The sequence below is a fragment of the Agromyces tropicus genome (genome assembly GCF_039531345.1).
GTDB classification, from domain to species: Bacteria; Actinomycetota; Actinomycetes; order Actinomycetales; family Microbacteriaceae; genus Agromyces; species Agromyces tropicus.
In genome coordinates this window covers 66,336-84,821 of the sequence record NZ_BAAAPW010000008.1, presented here as the reverse complement: position 1 = coordinate 84,821, position 18,486 = coordinate 66,336, and the positions used below count along the sequence as shown (strand labels likewise).

Below are 18,486 nucleotides of genomic sequence, written 5' to 3'. Positions count from 1 at the left end.
CGGGGCTCGCCCCGGCGCGGCTCAGGCGGCTCGGTCGAACCAGTCGAGCGCGAGGCGGGCGACCGCGGCGGGGGCGTCGTCGGCGATGAAGTGCGCCGCGTCGTCGACGTACGCGAACTCGACGCGATCGGCGTACCGCTCCGGATGCCGGCAGACGCGCCCGATGATCTCCTCGGTCCAGGGGTGCCCGGGCCGGCCCAAGACGACGAGGGTCGGTACCGTGAGCCTCCGCCGACGGTAGACGCCGCGGGCCATGCGCATCGCCTCGGGGAGCGCCATGCCGCGGAAGAGGGGACGCACCGCGGCGTCGATGGCGGAGCGGCGCATCGGGGCGAGATGGGCGTCGATGACGTGCGATGGCATCGGGTGGGCGACGAACTCCTCGGAGAACGTCGCGCGCAGTGAGGCGCCGGGGCGGTGCCAGAAGTACGGGGGCAGGTGCCGGAAGGCCGGGGCGACCTTCGGGCTGAACGTGATGAAGGCCGGGGGGACCGAGAGCTGCACGGCCGTTCGGACCCGATCCGGATGGTCGTAGGTCAGCTGCACGGCGGTGATCACGCCCATGTCGTGGGAGACGAGGTGCATGCGATCGATGTCGAGGGCAGCGAGGAGGGCGAGCAGGTCGCGCAGCCGGCTCTCGCGGTCGATGCGGGGATCGTCGGCCGTGGTCCAGCCGGCCCCCCGCAGGTCGGGGCAGTAGACGCGGTAGCCCTGTGCGGCGATGACCGGCGCGATGGCGTGCCATTGCCACCAGTGCTGTGGGAATCCGTGCAGCATCATCACGGGTTCGCCCGCGCCGACCGCAGCGACATGGGTGCGGAGGCCGGGCGTCGCGACGACGAGGTGGTCGAAGCCGGGGGCCGACGGCAGCGGCGGCGCCCACGCCGCGACGTCGATCGGAGTGAGGTTCGGCTCGGGTGCGGGCATGACGACCCCTTTCGGCCCGACGTGCACTACGTTCATAGTAGATTCCGTGCAGCGGGGCGTCAATGCCGGCATCGCCGACGGCGTCGCCGGGCCCTCGCGATGCCCGGTTCCTCGACCGCTCCCGCCGTCAGACCTTGAGGCGCCAGTCGCCTTCGTCGTCCGGGTCGTGCACCGGCACGGCGGCCGTGTCCGGCGCGACCGAGGGCAGCGGCGCGGTGATCGCCTCCGTGGGCGGGCCGATGACCGTCGCCTCGTCGCGGCGGTGCCGCAGCACGTCGTTGATGTACGCCGTGAGCGCCTCGGCGAGGGGGATGTCGCGTCCTTCCGTCTGCGCCATGTACCAGCGGTGCTCGAGCAGCTCGTGGAACACCTCGGCGGGCTCGAGCTTGCCGCGGAGCTCCTGCGGGACGGCCCGGATGACCGGTTCGAAGACGCGCATGAGCCACTCGTGGGCGACCATCTCCTCGTCGGCGTCCTGCCGGTAGGCGGCGCGATACGAGTCGAGGTCGTTGAGCAGCCGGCGCGCCTGGTTCTCGCCCGCGTCGAGGCCCGTGAGCCGCAGCAGTCGCCGTTGGTGGTGGCCGGCGTCGACGACCTTGGGCTGGATGCGCAGCGTCGTGCCCGACGTGTCGGTGCGGATGGCGAGCTCCTCGATGTCGAAGCCGAGGTCGTTGAGCCGGTTGACGCGCTCGTTGATGCGCCACCGCTCGGTGACGCCGAACGACTCGCTCCCGGTGAGCTCGCTCCACAGGTTGCGGTAGGCGTCGACGATGCCGTTCGAGATGTTCACCGGGTCGAGCTCGTCGGCAACGCGGCCGCCGGCCTCGAGGTCGAGCAGCTCGCCGGCGATGTTGACGCGGGCGATCTCGAGGTCGTTCTCGCGCTGCCCGTTCGAGAGCCCGCCCTCGTACAGCTTGCCGGTCTCGGCGTCGACGAGGTACGCGGCGAACGCGCCGGCGTCGCGCCGGAAGAGCGTGTTCGAGAGCGACACGTCGCCCCAGAAGAAGCCGATGATGTGCAGCCGGACGAGGAGCACGGCGAGGGCGTCGACGAGGCGCGTCGCGGTGTCCGGGCGTAGGGTCTGCGAGAACAGCGCACGGTAGGGGAGCGAGAAGCGCAGGTGCCGCGTGACGAGCACGGGCGCGAGCGCCTCGCCGTCGGCATCCGTGCGGTTCGTGATCACGGCGACCGGTTCGACGCAGGGGATCTCGAGACGCTGCAGCGTCCGCAGCATCTCGTACTCGCCCTTGGCCATCTCGGCCGTGGTCTCCTTGATCGCCACGACGTGGCCGCTGAGGTGCGCGAAGCGCACGAGGTGGCGCGAGATGCCCTTGGGCAGCGCCGCGATCGCCTCGCTGGGCCACGCCTCGAGGGGCAGGTCCCAGGGGAGGTCCAGCAGGGCGGGGTCGGTCATGGCCGACGTGATCGAGAGAGTGCCGCTCATCACGTCACAGCGTACCCGTGGGGTCCTGCGACGCATGGTGCGGGCGTGCAACTCGGGGTACGATCAGTCGCAATCGATTGCAACAACGCGATCGATTCCCGAGCGACGGGAGCGTGCGGTGAGGTCGGAACGGATGGTGCTGCCGCTGCTCCTGGCGGCGTCGTTCCTCACGTTCACCGACCGGGCGGAGCTGCCTCCGCTGTTCACGACCGTGGCCGACGAGTTCGCGGTCGATGCGGCGGTGGTCACCGTGGCGATGACGGCGTACGTCGCCGCCTACGCGGTCGGCCAGCTCGGCTGGGGGATCGCGGCGCTGCGCGTGGGCCGGGTGCGACTGCTCGTGATCGCGCTCGCCGCGGCCGCCGTGGGACAGCTGGGCACGGCCATCGCGTGGGACCCGGTGTCGCTCACCCTCGCGCGCATCACGGCAGGCGCCGCCTTCGCGGCGATCGTGCCCGCCGCGCTGGTCTGGATCGGCGACAACCTGGACCTCAGGTCGAGGGGCGCCGCGGCCGCGAACCTCGCCGTCGCGCTGTCCCTCGGCATGACCGCGGGAACGGCGGTCGCGGCGCTTGCGGGCGAATGGGGCGCGTGGCGAGCGGTGCCGGCCTCGGCGGCGCTGCTCGCCGCCGTGCTGGCCGTGCTGCTCGCCCGGACGGGTGAACCCGTCCGGGTCGGGCCGGGCCTGCCGGTCCTCGCCGGGTTCCGCGTCGTGCTCGGCGATCCCTGGGTCGTCGCGGTGCTCCTCCTGACTGCGGTCGAGGGGGCGCTCCTCGTCGGCGTGTTCAGCTACCTCCCGGTCGCGGCGGAGCACGGCGGGGCGGGCACGCTCGTCGCCGGGCTGGTCACCGCGCTGTACGGTGTCGCGGTCATCGGCTCGAGCCTGGTCCTGCGCCTGGTCCTGCACCGCGTGGTGCCCGCGGCCGTTCTGGGGATCGCGGGTGCGGCGATCGTCGCCGGCTACTCGCTCCTCGCGCTGCGCACGGACGCCGTGGCCGTCGCGATCGCCGCCGCGCTGCTCGGGCTGGCCTGGGCGGCCGGGCACGTCCAGTTGCAGGTCTGGATGACCGATGCGGTCGCGCGATCGCGTCCGATCGGCGCCGCGGTCTTCGCGCTCGCGCTCTTCGGCGGCGGAGCGATCGGCGCCTGGCTCGGGGGATTCGCCGTGGCAGGACTGCGGTTCGGGCTGCTCTTCGGCGTCTCCGCGCTCGGCGGCGCGGCCTTCGCCCTCGCCGCCGCGATGAGCCGGTCGCGGTACCGTGAACGGGAAGGATGACTCGCCGACGGCGGCGAGGGGGACTGCCGGGGGTGGGGATGCCGAAGCGCGTCACGATGGACGATGTCGCGAAGCTCGCCGAGGTGCACAAGGCCACCGTGTCCCGTGCACTCGATCCGCGGACGCGCGACCAGGTGAACGCGGAGACGGTCAAGCGGGTCAAGCGGGCGGCGCGCCAGCTCGGGTACGTCCCGAACGCCATGGCCCGCGGCCTGCGCACGAGCTCGTCGATGACCGTCGGGGTGATCATCCCCGACCTCATGAACCCGATCTTCCCCCCGATCGTCCGCGGGATCGAGCGGCTGCTCCAGCCCCGCGGGTACACCGCGCTGCTGGCGAACACCGACGGCGACGACGAGGTCGAGCTCTCCGCGTTCGAGTCGTTGCTGCAGCGACGGGTCGACGGGTTCATCCTCGCGACCGGTCGCCTCGGCGAGCAGCCGATGCTCCGGCGCGCGCGCGAGTCGGGCGTCCCGATCGTCATGGTGAACCGGACGTCCGAGACCGGCGACTTCCCCGTGGTCACCGGAGATCAGCGAGCCGGCGTCGAGGCGGCGCTGCGCCACCTGTTCGACCTCGGGCACCGCAGGATCACGCACCTGGCCGGTCCGCCGATGTTCTCGACCACCAAGGCGCGGGCCGAGGCGTTCCGGTCGATCTGCGCCGCCGAGCCCGGGGTCGACGGCGACGTGGTCGAGGCCGCCGCGCTCACGGCCGACGCCGGCGAGGCGGCCATGGACCGGATCATCGCGACCGGAGCCTGCCCGACCGCGGTCCTCGCGGGCAACGACCTCGTGGCGCTCGGTGCGATCCGGGCGATGCGGGCCCACGACCTCCGGGTCCCCGAGGACGTCTCGATCGTCGGGTTCAACGACATGCCGTTCGCCGCCGACTTCTCGCCCGCGCTCACGACCGTCCACGTTCCGCTCCAGGAGATCGGTGCGGAGGCGGCGCGGCTGCTCCTCTCGGGGATCGCGGATGCCGCCCAGCAGCCGGTCACGGTCTCGATGCCCGTCGAATTCGTCGTCCGGGCCTCGACCGCCCCGGTGCACCCCGCCTGACGTCCGAGCGTTGACATCGCCCCGGCTCATGCATATGCTGACCGCAATCGATTGCAGTGCGAAGGCGCCGATGCCTCCGTGCGTTCTCGGCGATCGGGATCTGACAGAGAGGTTGGAAGCCATGCGCAAACCCATCAGCCCGCGTGCCGCGCTCGCATCCGTCTGCGCCGCGTCCGTGCTCCTCGGGGCGACGGCGTGCGCAGCGGATGCGCCGGAGTCCGGCGAGGACGGCCCGATCACGATCGGTGCGTCGCTGCCGCTGACCGGCGAGTTCAGCCAGGGCGGCCTCGACACGCAGCAGGGGTACGAGGTGTGGGTCGAGCTCCAGAACGAGGGGGGCGGCCTGCTCGGCCGCGACGTCGAGATCCTGGTGAAGGACGACGCGACCAACCAGAACACCGTGGTCACGAACTACAACACGCTCGTCGACCAGGACGGCGTGGACCTCCTGCTCGGCACCCAGTCGTCGCTGCTGAACATCCCGGCATCGGCCGTCGCCGAGCGTGCCGGCATGCTCTACGTCTGCCCCTCGTGCGCGTCCCCCGACATGTTCAACCGGGGATTCGAGTACATCTTCTTCTCCCAGCAGGCCACCGCCTCGACGCAGGCCGAGACGTTCGCCGAGTGGGTCGCGGACCTCCCCGCCGACGAGCGCCCGGCCACGGCCGCGTACCCGTCGCTCGACGATCCCTTCGCATCTCCGGTCGTCGAGGGCGTGCGCGAGACGCTCGAGGCCGCCGGCATCGAGACGGTCTATGCGGACGTCTACCCCGCGACGACGAAGAACTTCGACGCCATCGTCGGCGCCATCCGCGACTCCGGCGCCGAGCTCGTGGTCCAGGGTGCGCAGTTCGAGGACGGCGTGAACTTCGTCCGGGCGATGAACCGTGCCGGCTTCGCGCCCGAGCTGCTCTACCAGAGCTCCTCGCCGACGTACGGCGAGCAGTACCTCGAGGGCGTCGGACCCGAGAACGCGCAGGGCGTGTTCTTCTCCTCCAGCTACCACGTCGCTGCCGAGACCGAGGGCAACGCGGAGTTCGTCGCCAAGTACGACGAGATGTTCGGCGGGCTGCCCCCGGAGGACGCCGCCGACGGCTTCGCCGCCGCCCAGGTCGTGGCCGCCGCGGTCGAGGCGGTCGGCGGATACGACGACCAGGCCGCCCTCGCCGACTGGCTGCGCTCGAACTCGGTGGAGACGATCCTCGGGACCCTGCGCTGGAACGAGGACGGAAGCCCCGACGGGCAGTTCCTCGTCGGGCAGTGGCAGGACGGCGTGAGCGATGTCGTGCTCCCCGCCGACGTCGCGACGACGGACCGGATCCTGCGCTGGCGCGGGGACGCGCTCTGATCCGCCGGAGGCGATCCCCATGAACGTGATCCAAGCCCTCGTCTCGGGCCTGCTCGTCGGGGCGGTCTACGCCCTGATGGCCTCCGGCCTGACCCTCGTGTTCGGCGTGATGCGCGTCGTCAACCTCGCGCACGGCGCCTTCGCGATCCTCGCCGCATTCCTGACCTGGACCCTCTGGTCGGGGCTGGGGCTCGACCCGCTCGCGAGCATCCCGATCCTCTCGGTCGTGATGTTCGGCGTCGGCTGGCTGGCGTACGTCCTCATCGTGCGACATGTGCGCAACCGCCACATGAGCATGACGATCCTCGCCACGTTCGGCATCGCACTGCTGCTCGAGGGTGTCATGGGGTTCGCCTGGGGCAACCAGTCGGCCGCCGTGCGCACCGCCTACACCGATTCCTCGGTGACGATCGGACCGCTCTACCTGCCGACCGTCACCCTGATCGCGGCGGCGATCGCGGTCGTGGTCCTCGTCTCGCTCAAGGTGCTGCTCGACCACACGTGGGCGGGGCGCGCGATCCGCGCCTCCTCCGTGAACGAGAGCGGGGCCCTGTTGGTCGGGGTCAGCGTCAAGGCGATCGCGGCGACCACCTTCGGGATCGGCATCGCGACGCTCGGCGCGGGCGGCGCGATCATCGCCGCCACCTACCCCTTCATCCCCGGAAGCCACTACCAGTGGATCGCCCGGCTGCTCGCGATCGCCGTGCTCGGCGGGCTCGGCAGCCTGCCGGGCGCCGTGATCGGCGCGCTCATCATCGGGGTCGGCGAGCAGCTCGCCACGCTCTGGCTGGGTGCGTCGTGGGTGGTCGCGGTGCCCTTCCTCGTGATCTTCATCGTGCTGCTCGTCCGCCCCCAGGGCATCCTCGGGCAGCGACTCAGAGAGGACGCCGTCGCATGAGCATCGACAAGGGTTCGGCGTACACGACCAATCTCCCCACGCCGCCGGCAGCACCCACGAGCGCGGTCCCGCTCTGGGCGCGACCGCGCACCATCCGCATCGCGACGACGATCGTCCTGTCGGCGTCGGCGATCGTCCTGCTCCTCTTCCCCCTCTCGCCCAGCCGATCCGCGCAGAACACGGTGATCATCGCGCTCGTGTTCGCGATCGGCGCCGTGGGACTGAACATCGTGACCGGGTACACGGGCTACCTCTCGCTGAGCCAGTTCGCGTTCGTCGGCATCGGCGCCTACACCGTGGCGATCCTCGCCAGGGCGTGGCCGGACGTGTCGCCGTTCGCCTGGGTGCCCATCGGCGGACTCCTCGCCGCCGCGATGGCCTGCATCCTCGGGCTGGTCACGTACCGCTCGCGGGGTCCGTCCTTCGTCATCATCACGATCGCGTTCCTCTTCCTCGTCCAGTTCATCGCCATCGAGTGGGACGAGCTCACCAACGGCACGGCCGGCATCACGATGCCCCTGCCCGACTGGCCGCGGGAGTGGGGCAACTGGCCGTTCCATCTCGCCCTCGTCGTCCTGCTGGGCCTGTCGCTGCTGATGAGCTGGTGGATCCGGCGCACGAAGTTCGGGCTCGGGCTCATCGCCATCCGCGAGGACGAGGGCAAGGCGGGCACGGTCGGCGTCACCGCTCCGGTCTACAAGCTGCTCGCCTTCGGTGCCAGTGCGCTCTTCGTCGGGATGGCGGGCGGCGTCTACGCCTATTACCTCGGGTTCGTCGACCCCGTCAACATGTTCTCGATCCTGTTCAGCGTCCAGATCGTGCTGTCCGTGATCCTCGGCGGGCGCGGCACGCTCTTCGGCCCCGTCCTCGGTGCGTTCCTCATCGAGCCGTTGAACACCTTCGCGAACAACGTCTCGTTCGGCGTGATCCAGGGCGGAGGCAACCTCCGGCTCGTCATGTTCGGCAGCCTGCTGCTGCTGCTCGTCGTGCTGCTGCCCGAGGGCATCGTGCCCTCCCTGAAGGCGCTCGTGGAGCGAGCCCGCGCGAAGGGCCGGGTCGGCCTGTCCGGCGCACGGCTCGCGCCGCTGTCCTCCTCGACGACGCCGGCCGTCACGACCGAGCGTGCGCCCGCGCACCCGGGACCCGCGCGGGCCCTCCTCGAGGTCCGCGGGCTCTCGAAGTCGTTCGGCGGGAACCACGCGGTCGACGACTGCACGTTCACCGTCCCCGAGGGGTCGATCACCGCGCTCATCGGGCCGAACGGCTCGGGCAAGACCACGGTGTTCAACCTCGTCTCGGGAACCCTCCTCGCCGACCGCGGCGAGATCCTGCTCGACGGTGAGCGCGTCGACCGGGTCGCGCCCTGGGGTCGCGCCCACCGGGGCGTGGGGCGCACCTTCCAGATCACGCGCCTGTTCCGCGAGATGACGGTGCTGGAGAACATCGTCACCCCGCTGCGCAGCTTCTCGATCCCGCGGCTCGGCGTCCCCGCCGTGAGCGGCGCCGAGGCGTCCCGGGCGATGGAGCTGCTCGACTTCGTGGGCCTCGCCGCATACCGCGACGTCCGGGCGGGCTCGCTGTCCTACGGGCAGCAGAAGCTCATCGAGCTCGCGCAGGTGCTCATGCTCGATCCCAAGCTGATCATGCTCGACGAGCCCGCGGGCGGGATCAACCCGACGCTCATCGAGCGCATGGGCGACCTGATCCGCGACCTGAACCGCCAGGGCAAGACCTTCCTGCTCGTCGAGCACAACATGCCGTTCGTGCTCGGGCTGTGCGATCCGATCCGGGTGCTCGCGAAGGGGCACGTCATCGCCGAGGGCGATCCCGACCGCATCCAGAAGGACCCCGCCGTCATCGACGCCTACCTCGGTGACGACTACCTCCTCGAGCGCAAGCCGGCACCGGCCGCTGGGCTCGTGACCGAAGGGAGCACGAGATGATCCGCATGCGCGGCGTCGTCGCCGGGTACGGCGGCGGCCACGTCCTCCAGGGCGTCGACCTCGAGGTCGGCGCGGGCGAACTGGGCTGCATCGTCGGCCCGAACGGCGCGGGCAAGTCGACCGTGCTCCGGACCGTCAGCGGCCTGCTCAAGCCGGCCTCCGGCACGATCACGCTCGACGGCGAGGACATCACGGGCCTCCCGCCCGACCAGATCCTCGGCCGCGGCGTCGCCCAGGTCCCGCAGACGAACGGGCTCTTCGCGAACATGTCCGTCCGCGAGAACATCCTGATGGGCGCGTACGTGATCCGTCGTGATCGGAGCCTCGTGCGCGATCGCCTCGATCACGTGCTCGAGCAGTTCCCGCTCGTCAAGGACCGGCTCGGCGCGAAGTGCGGGCTCCTCTCCGGAGGGCAGCGGCGCATGGTCGAGTTCGCCCGCTCGCTCATGCTCGATCCGAAGCTCGTCCTGCTCGACGAGCCCTCGCTCGGACTCGACCCGCGCTCGCTCGGCGTGATCGACGAATCGGTCTCGGTCATGCGCGAGCGAGGCACCGCGATCCTCATGGTCGAGCAGAACGTCCGCTTCGGGATGCGGATGGCCACGACCGGGATCGTCATGGAGAGCGGTCGCGTGCTGCTGACCGGTCCCGCCTCCGAGATCCTCGACGACCCCGAGATCGCGGACCTGTACTTCGGCGGCGCCGTGACGCACGGCGACGCCGAGACGGACGGGCGCGCACCGTCCCGAACCACCACCACGACGCAAGGATGACACTGATGCCCACCACTCTCCCCACCATCGGTTGGATCGGCGCCGGACGCATGGGCTCGCAGCTCGTGCGGCGCCTGCTCGACGCCGGCTTCGACGTCACCGTCTACAACCGCACCGCCGAGAAGGCGCGTCCGCTCGTCGAGCGCGGCGCGAAGGCCGTCACGCGGCCCGTGGACCTGGCCGACCGCGACGTGGTGTTCACCATGGTCTCGGCGCCGAAGGACCTCGCCGAGGTCACCACCGGGCCCGGCGGCCTGCTCACCGATCCCGACGCGGCGCCGAAGTACCTCGCCGACTCGTCGACGGTCTCGATCGCCGCGAGCGAGGCGCTGCGGGCCGCCGCGGCCCAGCGGGGCACGCAGCTGCTCGCGACGCCCGTCAGCGGCAACCCCGCCGTCATCGCGTCGGGCAAGCTCACGGTCGCCGTCTCCGGTCCGCGGGAGGCGTTCGACGCCGTCGAGCCCGTCCTGCGGCACTTCGGGCGAGGCGTCACGTACGTCGGCGACGGCGAGGTCGCCCGGCTCGTGAAGATCGCCCACAACGTGTTCCTCGGGGTGGTCACGCAGTCGCTCGCCGAGATCACCGTGCTCGCCGAGAAGGGCGGCGTGAGCCGCGCGGCCTTCCTCGACTTCCTCAACGACTCGGTCATGGGGTCGGTGTTCACGCGGTACAAGACGCCCGCGTTCGTGAACCTCGACTTCACGCCGACCTTCACCAACGTGCTCCTGCAGAAGGACTTCGACCTCGGGCTCGAGGCGGGCCACGAACTCGCGGTGCCCATGCCGCTCGCCTCGGCGACGCGCAACATCGTCGCGCAGGAGGTCGGCAACGGCAACGTGGAACTCGACTTCGCGACGCTCCTGCTGACGGTGGCCCGCGGCGCGGGCCTGGAGCTGGAGTCCGAGGAGGCGGCGGTCACCGACGGCCTCGAGCCGGAGCCCGCGCCGGAGTATGCCATGGAGTCGGTCGGATGACGGGCCACGCCCACGGAGCCGGGGCGCACGGCGCCCCGGCGTCCGCCCGGTTCGCACGCCCGTCGGCTCGTCCGGCGGGCGTCCGCCCGCTCGGGGCGCCGGGCCAGAACGGCGTCGACTACGAGCACCGCGTCGACTTCGACCGGCTCCGCAGGTACCGGCTCGATCGTGCGAAGGCGGCGCTCGAGGCCAGCGAGTGCGGCGCCTTCCTGCTGTTCGACTTCTACAACATCCGCTACACCACGCAGACCTGGATCGGCGGGGCGCTCGGCGACAAGATGATCCGCTACGCCCTGCTCATGCGCGGGCACGATCCGATCCTCTGGGACTTCGGCTCCGCCGTCCGCCACCACCAGCTCTACTCGGGCTGGGTGCCCGAGGAGAACTACCGTGCCGGGTTCCTGGGCTTCAAGGGCGCCGTCGCGCCGGAGGGCGGCGCCGGCCTGATGCGCGACGCGGTGAGCGAGATCCGGTCGCTGCTCGCCGGGGCCGGCCTCGCGGACGCCCCCGTCGGGATCGACCTCGTCGAGCCCCCGTTCCTGTTCGAACTCGAGCGGCAGGGCATCCGGGTCGCCGACGCCCAGCAGGCGATGCTCGACGCGCGCGTGATCAAGAACCAGGACGAGGTCATGCTGCTGAACCAGGCCGCGGCGATGGTCGACGGCGTCTACCAGGACATCGCCGAGGCGCTGAAGCCCGGGGTCCGGGAGAACGAGATCGTCGCGCTCGCGAACAAGCGGCTCTACGAGTACGGCAGCGACCAGGTCGAGGCCGTCAACGCGATCTCCGGCGAGCGGTGCAACCCGCACCCGCACAACTTCACCGACCGCATCATCCGCCCCGGCGACCAGGCGTTCTTCGACATCATCCACTCGTTCAACGGCTACCGGACCTGCTACTACCGCACCTTCGGCGTGGGGTGGGCCACCGAGAGCCAGCGCGACGCCTACAAGCAGGCGCGCGAGTGGATGGATGTCGCGCTCGACGCGATCCGACCGGGCGTCGGCAGCGACGACGTGGCCAAGGTGCTTCCGCGGGCGACCGACTTCGGGTTCGACAACGAGCTCGCCGCGTTCGGCCTGCAGTTCGCGCACGGGCTCGGGCTGGGCCTCCACGAGCGCCCGATCATCTCGCGGCTGAACTCCCTGAAGGACCCGGTGGAACTGCAGGCCGGCATGGTCTTCGCGATGGAGACGTACTGCCCCGCCTCCGACGGGATCTCGGCCGCGCGGATCGAGGAGGAGGTCGTGGTCACCGACTACGGCATCGAGGTCCTCACGCGCTTCCCCGCGCAGGAGCTGTTCGTCGCGAACCCCTACTCGAGCTGACGACGCATCCCGAACGCGACGCGGGCCCGGCCGGATCGGCCGGGCCCGCGTCGCGTCGGCGGGTGGGCGTGCTCAGGCCCGCCAGACCGTCTTCAGGTTCGCGAACTCGCGGATGCCGGCGGCGGCGAGCTCGCGGCCGTAGCCGGAGTTCTTGATGCCCCCGAACGGCAGCTCAGGGTAGGAGACCGTCATGCCGTTGACGAACACCGCGCCGGCGTCGAGGGACCGGATGAACCACGCCTCCTCGTCCGGATCCTGCGTCCACACCGCGGAGCTGAGGCCGAAGGTCGTCTGGTTGGCGATGCGCACGGCCTCCTCCCGGTCGGCCACGCGGTAGAGGGATGCCACGGGGCCGAACGCCTCCTCCTGGATGAGCCGCGCGTCGTCGGGCAGCTCGGCGAGCACGGTCGGCGGGTAGAACCATCCCGCCCCGTCCGGGACGCGACCGCCCGCGAGGACGCGGGCGCCCTTGGACACGGCGTCGTCGACGAGCTCGGCGAGCTCGTCGCGGCCGGAGCGGGTGGCCAGGGGCCCCACCTCGACCGTCTCGTCGAGCGGGTCGCCGACTCGCAGGGCCGACATCCGCTCGGCGAACCGGCGGGCGAACTCGTCGTAGACGTCGGCGTGGACGAGGAACCGCTTGCCCGCGATGCAGGACTGGCCGTTGTTGGCGACGCGTGCACGCACCGCGGTCGCGGCCGCGGCGTCGAGGTCGGCGCTCGGCATCACGATGAAGGGGTCGGATCCGCCGAGCTCGAGCACCGCCTTCTTCACGAACCGGCCTGCCGTCGCGGCGACGGCGCGTCCGGCGGGCTCGCTCCCGGTGAGGGTGACCGCCTTGACGCGCGGATCGGCGATGACGGCGTCGACGGCGGCGGAGCCGATGAGGAGCGTCCGGAACGAGCCCTCCGGGAAGCCGCCGCGCTCGAAGAGCGTGTCGAGGTACAGCGCCGACTGCGGCACGTTCGACGCGTGCTTGAGCACCCCGGCGTTGCCGGCCATGAGCGCCGGCGCGGCGAAGCGGATGACCTGCCACAGCGGGTAGTTCCACGGCATGACGGCGAGCACGACGCCCAGCGGCTCGTAGCGGGTGTACGCCCGCGAGGCGCCGACGGCGCCGGGGTCCTCGAGCGGTTCGTCGGCGAGGAAGCGCTCGGCGTTCTCGGCGTAGAAGCGCATGTTCCTGGCGCATTTCCCGACCTCGGCGCGCGCCTGGGCGATGGGCTTGCCCATCTCGACGGTCAGGGTCCGGGCGAGCGATTCGAGGTCCTCCTCGAGCAGGTCGGCGGCGGCGCGCATCCACGCGGCGCGCTCGCCGTACGTCGTGGAACGCAGCGCCCGCGCGGCAGCGTCGGCCTGCGCGATCCGGCGCTCGACCTCGGCCGCGTCGTGCGGCTCGAACTGCTCGACCGGGTCGCCCGTCGCGGGGTTGACGGTGGCGATGGACATCGGTGTCTCCTCTCAGGGGCGTGGTCCGCCCGGCGGTCACCGGGCGAAGATCTCGGGATGCTGCGCGAGCGCGAGCCGCGTCCGGCGGATGTGGTCCGCCAGCACGCGCTCGGCCTCCTCGGCATCGCCGCGACGGATGGCGGCCACGATGAGCCGGTGGTCGTAGTGGGCGCTCCGGTCGCCCTCCGAGCGGAACACGCGGGTGAATGCCCGGCGGTAGTGCTGGGTCCGGTTCCAGAGCTGGCCGACCGTCTCGCCGAGCGTGATGGTCGGCGCCGCGCGGTACGACGCGAAGTGGAATCGTCGGTCGAGCGCGAGGAACTCCTCGGTGTCGCCCGCCTCCTCCATCGCCTCGGCCAGCGTCTCGAGTTCCTCGACGTCGGCGGCCGAGAGCAGCGGCACGTTCATGGCGAGCAGGAGCGGTTCGAGTCGCTCGCGGATCCGGTACAGCTCGTCGCACTCGGCCGGCTCGAGGGCGGTGACCCAGGCTCCGGTGTTCGCGACGACGGTGATGAGGCCCTCGGCGGCAAGCATGCGCAGCGCCTCGCGGACCGGCAGGCGGCTGGCCCCGTGGCGGTCGGCGAGCTCCTCCTGGCGGACGCGGTCGCCCGGGGCGTACTCGCCGCCGAGGATCGCATCGCGCAGGCCCGTTGCGATGCGAGCGGCGGCGCCGCCGTGCCCGGCCGGGACGATCTCGGGCGGCGCGGTCCGATCGGAGATGCGGGCGCTCATCGCGTCGGCTCCGCCGGATGCCAGAGCCGCACCGCGGCATCCCGCTCGTAGGCCTTCCCGCCGGGGAAGCTGACGAGTTCGAACTGCAGCCCCCATGGCGCGCGGAAGTAGACCCATCGTTGGCCGTCGGCGGCCTGCCGGCTCGAGGTCGGCGCGCCCATCGTCTCGACGCCGTGCGCGCGCAGGTGCGCGACCGCGGCGTCGAGGTCGTCGACGTACAGCGCGAGGTGATGCCCGCCGTCGTCGCTGTTGCGCGGAGGGGGCGCCGCGTCTTCGGCGGGCACGTACTTGAAGACCTCGAGGTTCGTGCCGGTGCCGAGCCGGTAGAAGCGGATCTCGGAGATGACGGTGCGCGGGTGCACCCCGAGGTGCTCGTGCATCCACTCGCCGTCGTCGTCGCGCTTGGCGCCGAGGGTGTAGGCGTGCACTGCGCCGAGCACGCCGACGAGGAAGCGCTCGGCCTCGTCGAGGTCCGGGACGTTGATGCCGACGTGGTCGATGCCGCGCAGCCCCGGGATGGTGTCCGTCATTCGGCGGCCCTCCGTTCGTTGGATTGTATCCATTATGACCGTGCGACCTCTGAAATGTCGAGAATGAGAGGATGCGATCGGTTGCATTGAATCCAATTGAGGCGTAGATTCTGGCACCACGACAGAGCGGAACGCCTGTCGCGACGGAGCGAGGGAGCGGGCGAGGATGCCGAGACGACGACGTTTGCAGACCGGGGTCGACTGGATCGAGCTGTCGACGACGACGGCCGACTGGGATCGCGCCGAGCCGGACCTCCTCCTGACCATGCTCGGCCAGCTCCACCTCATCCGCGCGTTCGAGGAAGCCGTGCTCGAGCTCGCCGGCGAAGGGCTGGTGCACGGCCCCGCCCACTCGAGCATCGGCCAGGAGGGCGGCGCGGTCGGATCGATCGTCGGCCTGCGCAGCTCCGATGCCGTGAACGGCTCGCACCGCGGACACCACCAGTTCCTCGCCAAGGTCATCGGGCACGTCTCCGGAGGGCGCCTCGACGTCGGATCCCTCGTCTCCCCGCGGCTGCAGGCCGTGCTGCAGCGCTCGCTCGCCGAGATCCTGGGCCTCGCGCAGGGCTTCTCCGGCGGGCGGGGCGGCTCGATGCACCTGCAGTGGCTCGAGGCGGGCGCACTCGGCACGAACGCGATCGTCGGAGGCGGCGCCCCGATCGCCGCCGGGCACGCCTGGGCGCAGAAGCACGCGGGGACCGACGACCTGACCGTCAACTACTTCGGCGACGGCGCCGCGCAGATCGGCTCCGTCCTCGAGACGATGAACCTCGCCGCCGCGTGGAAGCTGCCCGTCTGCTCCTTCATCGAGAACAACCTCTACGCAGTGGCGACCCGTGCCGACGAGATCACGGCCGACCCGCGGTTCTCCGTCCGGGGGCAGGGCTTCGGCATCCCGTCCTGGCGCGTCGACGGCATGGACCCGCTCGCCGTGCACCTGGCCATGGAGGAGGCCGCCGAGCTCATGCGCGGCGGCGGCGGTCCGACGATCGTCGAGGCCGAGGTGTACCGGTTCTTCCACCAGAACGGCCCCTACCCGGGCAGCGCGTTCGGCTACCGGAGCAAGCAGGAGGAGGCCGACTGGCGCGCCCGCGACCCGCTCGAGCGCGTGGCCGCCGAGATCCGCCGCCGCGACCTCCTCGACGATGCGGCCGTCGCCGCGGTGCGCGACCAGGCCCGGGACGCCATGCGGGCGGCCGTCGCCGAGCTGGTCGAGGACGACCCGGATGCCGCGGGCACCCGCCGCATCCGCCCCGAGCTCTGGCCCGACCCCGCGCGGGTCGACGCCGGCATGCGCGGCGACGCGCGCGAACTCGACGGTCTGCCGGAACTGGAGCCGCTCGCACACACCGGCGCCTGGACCGAGACCCGGTTCGTCGACGCCGTCGCCGGCGTGATGGACCGTCGGATGGGCGCCGACCCCCGCATCATCGTGCTCGGCGAGGACGTCCACCACCTGGGCGGAGGCACGAACGGCGCCACGAAGGGCCTCCTGAAGACGTACGGTCCGGACCGCATCATCGGCACGCCCATCAGCGAGAACGCCTTCACCGGACTCGCGGGCGGAATCGCGCTCGACGGGCGCTTCCGGCCGGTGGTGGAGCTCATGTACCCGGACTTCCTGTGGGTCGCCGCCGACCAGATCTTCAACCAGATCGGCAAGGCGCGGCACATGTTCGGCGACAACGACACCGTCCCGCTCGTCGTGCGGACGAAGGTCGCGATGGGGTCCGGATACGGGTCGCAGCACCTCATGGACCCGGCGGGCATCTTCGCGACCGCCCCGGGCTGGCGCATCGTGGCGGCGTCGGACGCCGCGGACTACGTCGGGCTCATGAACGCCGCACTCGCACTCGAGGACCCAGTGCTGGTCATCGAGCACGTCGACCTCTACGGGCGGTCCGACCGCGTTCCGTCCGGCGATCCCGACTACGTCATCCCGCCGGGGTCCGCCGCCGTGCGTCGAGCGGGGAACGACGTGACGGTCCTCAGCTACCTCACGATGGTGCAGCACAGCCTCGACGCCATCGAGCGGACGGGCGTCGACGCCGAGCTCATCGACCTCCGGTGGCTCGACCGCGCCTCGCTGGACTGGGAGACGATCGGCGAGAGCATCCGGAAGACGAACGCGGTGCTCATCGTCGAGCAGGGCGCGCGCGGCACGTCCTACGGAGGATGGCTCGCCGACGAGCTCCAGCGGCGCTTCTTCGATTGGCTCGACCAGCCCGTCGAACGCGTCACGGGCGGAGAGGCGAGCCCGAGCATCTCGAAGGTGCTGGAACGGGCCGCGATCGCTCGGACCGAGGAGGTCGTCGCCGGACTCGAGCGGGTCCGCGCGGGAATGGGAGGTGCGTGATGGCCACGGTCGTGCGGATGCCCGCCGTGCTGGCCGGCTCCACCGAGGCGGCACTGCAGTCCTGGCTCGTCGAGGAGGGCGCGCAGGTCTCGGTCGGTCATCCGATCGCCGACATCGAGACGGAGAAGGCGGTCGTCGAGTACGCGGCCGAGGCGGAGGGCACGGTCGCCGGGTTCCTCGTCCCGGTCGGAGAGAACGTCGCCGTCGGGACGCCGATCCTGGTGCTCGCCGATCCCGGCGAGAGCGTCGAGGCGGCCGTGCTGGCCGCCGCGGACCTGACGGGCGAGGCGGATGCCGCGGGACCCTCCACCGCGACGGACGCAGCGTCACCCGAGCAGTCCGGGGCCCCCGAGCCGTCCGAGGCCCCCGAGCCGTCCGAGCCGCGTGCACCGGCCGAGCCCGCCCCCGACCCGCTGCCGACCGGTCCGTCGCCCGACGACCACGGCGGGCGTCGGTTCGCGAGCCCGATCGTGCGCCGCCTGGCACGCGAACGCGGGCTCGACCTCGGTCTCCTCCGCGGCACCGGGCCCGGTGGGCGGATCGTGCGCCGCGACCTCGACGCCCTGCGGGAGGACCCGGCACCGGAGGTGCCTGCGCCTTCTGCGGCGTCGGCAGCACCGGCGGGCGTCGCCCCCGCGCCCGCTGTGCCCGTCGACGCGGGCGCCACCGCGACGTCGACGGACTTCGTCGACGTCCCGGCGACGGGCATGCGACGGGCGATCGCCCGCCGCCTCACCGAGTCCGTCACGACGATCCCGCAGTTCCAGCTCGTCGCCGACATCCGGGTCGATGCCCTGCTCGAGCTGCGCGGCCGGATCGCCGAGCAGACGGGCGCCAAGGTCTCGGTCAACGACTTCGTCGTCAAGGCCGTCGGCGCGGCGCTCCGCGACGTGCCGGACGCGAACGCGATCTGGCTCGACGGCACGATCCGCCGGTTCGAGCGGGCCGACATCGGGATCGCCGTGGCCGTCGAGGGCGGCCTGGTCACCCCGGTCGTCCGGGGCGTCGACCGGATGCCGGTCGGCGCGCTCGCCGAGGCCGGGCGCGCGCTCGCCGAGCGGGCGAGGGCCGGAGGGCTGAGGCAGGACGACCTCGAGGGCGGATCGTTCGCCGTCTCGAACCTCGGCATGTTCGGGACGAGGGAGTTCACGGCCATCATCAACCCGCCGCACTCGGGCATCCTCGCGGTGGGCGCCGCCGCGCCGCGTGCGGTCGTGGTCGACGGCGCGCTGGCGATCGCGACGGTCATGACGGTCACGCTCACGGCCGACCATCGCGTGGTCGACGGTGCGCTCGCGGCGCAGTGGATGGCGGCCTTCACGGAGCACGTGGAGCATCCCCTCGGGCTGCTGCTGTAGGTCTCCGTGCGGCCGGTGCCGCCTCGTCGCCGCGGAAACGGATCGGCCGGGCCTCCATGCGGAGACCCGGCCGATGTCGTGGTGCGATC

The 18,486-nt window shown here is 71.7% G+C and carries 15 protein-coding genes; 10 read left to right on the top strand and 5 right to left on the bottom strand.

All coding sequences use genetic code 11. From position 1 onward, the window contains the following. Positions 1 to 21: 21 nt before the first annotated feature. Both ABD230_RS18585 and ABD230_RS18580 read right to left on the bottom strand, forming a co-directional pair. Positions 22 to 927 carry an alpha/beta fold hydrolase gene (locus ABD230_RS18585; RefSeq protein ID WP_344378682.1) on the bottom strand — a complete coding sequence of 302 codons (906 nt, stop codon included), beginning with the start codon at positions 925 to 927 and terminating at the stop codon, positions 22 to 24. Between the two features lie 127 nt (positions 928 to 1,054). Beyond that, complete coding sequence (locus tag ABD230_RS18580; RefSeq protein WP_344378678.1) at positions 1,055 to 2,371, bottom strand: DUF4032 domain-containing protein; 1,317 nt, start codon at positions 2,369 to 2,371, stop codon at positions 1,055 to 1,057. Positions 2,372 to 2,489: 118 nt separating this feature from the next. On the opposite strand from ABD230_RS18580, the gene ABD230_RS18575 reads away from it, so the two are divergent. The 8 genes from ABD230_RS18575 to ABD230_RS18540 all read left to right on the top strand — a co-directional run bounded on the left by ABD230_RS18575 (position 2,490) and on the right by ABD230_RS18540 (position 11,972). Then, a complete protein-coding gene (locus tag ABD230_RS18575; RefSeq protein ID WP_344378675.1) occupies positions 2,490 to 3,647 on the top strand; it encodes an MFS transporter in 1,158 nt (385 codons plus the stop codon). Positions 3,648 to 3,685: 38 nt separating this feature from the next. Continuing rightward, complete coding sequence (locus ABD230_RS18570; protein ID WP_344378673.1) at positions 3,686 to 4,708, top strand: LacI family DNA-binding transcriptional regulator; 1,023 nt, start codon at positions 3,686 to 3,688, stop codon at positions 4,706 to 4,708. Positions 4,709 to 4,829: 121 nt separating this feature from the next. Beyond that, positions 4,830 to 6,056 carry an amino acid ABC transporter substrate-binding protein gene (locus tag ABD230_RS18565; protein WP_344378671.1) on the top strand — a complete coding sequence of 409 codons (1,227 nt, stop codon included), beginning with the start codon at positions 4,830 to 4,832 and terminating at the stop codon, positions 6,054 to 6,056. A gap of 19 nt (positions 6,057 to 6,075) precedes the next feature. After that, positions 6,076 to 6,954 (top strand): branched-chain amino acid ABC transporter permease, encoded by an 879-nt coding sequence (locus ABD230_RS18560; protein WP_344378668.1) that lies wholly within the window; start codon positions 6,076 to 6,078, stop codon positions 6,952 to 6,954. Beyond that, positions 6,951 to 8,897, top strand: coding sequence for a branched-chain amino acid ABC transporter ATP-binding protein/permease (locus tag ABD230_RS18555; RefSeq protein ID WP_344378664.1), 1,947 nt, complete (start codon positions 6,951 to 6,953; stop codon positions 8,895 to 8,897). The genes ABD230_RS18560 and ABD230_RS18555 overlap by 4 nt, the downstream gene beginning before the upstream one ends. Further along, positions 8,894 to 9,670, top strand: coding sequence for an ABC transporter ATP-binding protein (locus ABD230_RS18550; protein ID WP_344378661.1), 777 nt, complete (start codon positions 8,894 to 8,896; stop codon positions 9,668 to 9,670). The genes ABD230_RS18555 and ABD230_RS18550 overlap by 4 nt, the downstream gene beginning before the upstream one ends. Before the next feature lie 5 nt (positions 9,671 to 9,675). Then, the gene (locus ABD230_RS18545) at positions 9,676 to 10,644 is read left to right on the top strand and encodes an NAD(P)-dependent oxidoreductase (protein WP_344378659.1); all 969 of its coding nucleotides are present in this window, start codon (positions 9,676 to 9,678) and stop codon (positions 10,642 to 10,644) included. Continuing rightward, entirely contained in the window at positions 10,641 to 11,972 is a 1,332-nt protein-coding gene (locus ABD230_RS18540) for a M24 family metallopeptidase (RefSeq protein WP_344378657.1), read from the top strand. Before ABD230_RS18545 ends, ABD230_RS18540 begins: the two co-directional genes overlap by 4 nt. A gap of 72 nt (positions 11,973 to 12,044) precedes the next feature. On the opposite strand, the gene ABD230_RS18535 is transcribed toward ABD230_RS18540, so the two are convergent. The 3 genes from ABD230_RS18535 to ABD230_RS18525 are packed head-to-tail and all read right to left on the bottom strand — an operon-like array spanning position 12,045 to position 14,683. Next, positions 12,045 to 13,421 carry an NADP-dependent succinic semialdehyde dehydrogenase gene (locus ABD230_RS18535; RefSeq protein ID WP_344378655.1) on the bottom strand — a complete coding sequence of 459 codons (1,377 nt, stop codon included), beginning with the start codon at positions 13,419 to 13,421 and terminating at the stop codon, positions 12,045 to 12,047. Positions 13,422 to 13,457: 36 nt separating this feature from the next. Then, positions 13,458 to 14,153 carry a GntR family transcriptional regulator gene (locus ABD230_RS18530; RefSeq protein ID WP_344378651.1) on the bottom strand — a complete coding sequence of 232 codons (696 nt, stop codon included), beginning with the start codon at positions 14,151 to 14,153 and terminating at the stop codon, positions 13,458 to 13,460. Further along, complete coding sequence (locus tag ABD230_RS18525; RefSeq protein ID WP_344378647.1) at positions 14,150 to 14,683, bottom strand: VOC family protein; 534 nt, start codon at positions 14,681 to 14,683, stop codon at positions 14,150 to 14,152. Before ABD230_RS18525 ends, ABD230_RS18530 begins: the two co-directional genes overlap by 4 nt. A gap of 166 nt (positions 14,684 to 14,849) precedes the next feature. Here ABD230_RS18525 and ABD230_RS18520 point away from each other — a divergent pair, with 166 nt between their 5' ends. Both ABD230_RS18520 and ABD230_RS18515 read left to right on the top strand, forming a co-directional pair. Beyond that, positions 14,850 to 17,039 carry an alpha-ketoacid dehydrogenase subunit alpha/beta gene (locus ABD230_RS18520; protein WP_344378645.1) on the top strand — a complete coding sequence of 730 codons (2,190 nt, stop codon included), beginning with the start codon at positions 14,850 to 14,852 and terminating at the stop codon, positions 17,037 to 17,039. Beyond that, on the top strand, positions 17,039 to 18,397 hold the full coding sequence (locus ABD230_RS18515; protein ID WP_344378642.1) for a dihydrolipoamide acetyltransferase family protein: 1,359 nt from the start codon (positions 17,039 to 17,041) through the stop codon (positions 18,395 to 18,397). Before ABD230_RS18520 ends, ABD230_RS18515 begins: the two co-directional genes overlap by 1 nt. Positions 18,398 to 18,486: the final 89 nt, after the last annotated feature.

What these genes read in the sequence shown, in the direction of transcription:
- ABD230_RS18585 (WP_344378682.1), bottom strand. Translation starts at nt 927, where the DNA reads ATGCCCGCACCCGAGCCGAACCTCACTCCGATCGACGTCGCGGCGTGG.
- ABD230_RS18580 (WP_344378678.1), bottom strand. Translation starts at nt 2,371, where the DNA reads ATGAGCGGCACTCTCTCGATCACGTCGGCCATGACCGACCCCGCCCTG.
- ABD230_RS18570 (WP_344378673.1), top strand. Translation starts at nt 3,686, where the DNA reads ATGCCGAAGCGCGTCACGATGGACGATGTCGCGAAGCTCGCCGAGGTG.
- ABD230_RS18565 (WP_344378671.1), top strand. Translation starts at nt 4,830, where the DNA reads ATGCGCAAACCCATCAGCCCGCGTGCCGCGCTCGCATCCGTCTGCGCC.
- ABD230_RS18560 (WP_344378668.1), top strand. Translation starts at nt 6,076, where the DNA reads ATGAACGTGATCCAAGCCCTCGTCTCGGGCCTGCTCGTCGGGGCGGTC.
- ABD230_RS18555 (WP_344378664.1), top strand. Translation starts at nt 6,951, where the DNA reads ATGAGCATCGACAAGGGTTCGGCGTACACGACCAATCTCCCCACGCCG.
- ABD230_RS18550 (WP_344378661.1), top strand. Translation starts at nt 8,894, where the DNA reads ATGATCCGCATGCGCGGCGTCGTCGCCGGGTACGGCGGCGGCCACGTC.
- ABD230_RS18545 (WP_344378659.1), top strand. Translation starts at nt 9,676, where the DNA reads ATGCCCACCACTCTCCCCACCATCGGTTGGATCGGCGCCGGACGCATG.
- ABD230_RS18540 (WP_344378657.1), top strand. Translation starts at nt 10,641, where the DNA reads ATGACGGGCCACGCCCACGGAGCCGGGGCGCACGGCGCCCCGGCGTCC.
- ABD230_RS18535 (WP_344378655.1), bottom strand. Translation starts at nt 13,421, where the DNA reads ATGTCCATCGCCACCGTCAACCCCGCGACGGGCGACCCGGTCGAGCAG.
- ABD230_RS18530 (WP_344378651.1), bottom strand. Translation starts at nt 14,153, where the DNA reads ATGAGCGCCCGCATCTCCGATCGGACCGCGCCGCCCGAGATCGTCCCG.
- ABD230_RS18525 (WP_344378647.1), bottom strand. Translation starts at nt 14,683, where the DNA reads ATGACGGACACCATCCCGGGGCTGCGCGGCATCGACCACGTCGGCATC.
- ABD230_RS18520 (WP_344378645.1), top strand. Translation starts at nt 14,850, where the DNA reads ATGCCGAGACGACGACGTTTGCAGACCGGGGTCGACTGGATCGAGCTG.
- ABD230_RS18515 (WP_344378642.1), top strand. Translation starts at nt 17,039, where the DNA reads ATGGCCACGGTCGTGCGGATGCCCGCCGTGCTGGCCGGCTCCACCGAG.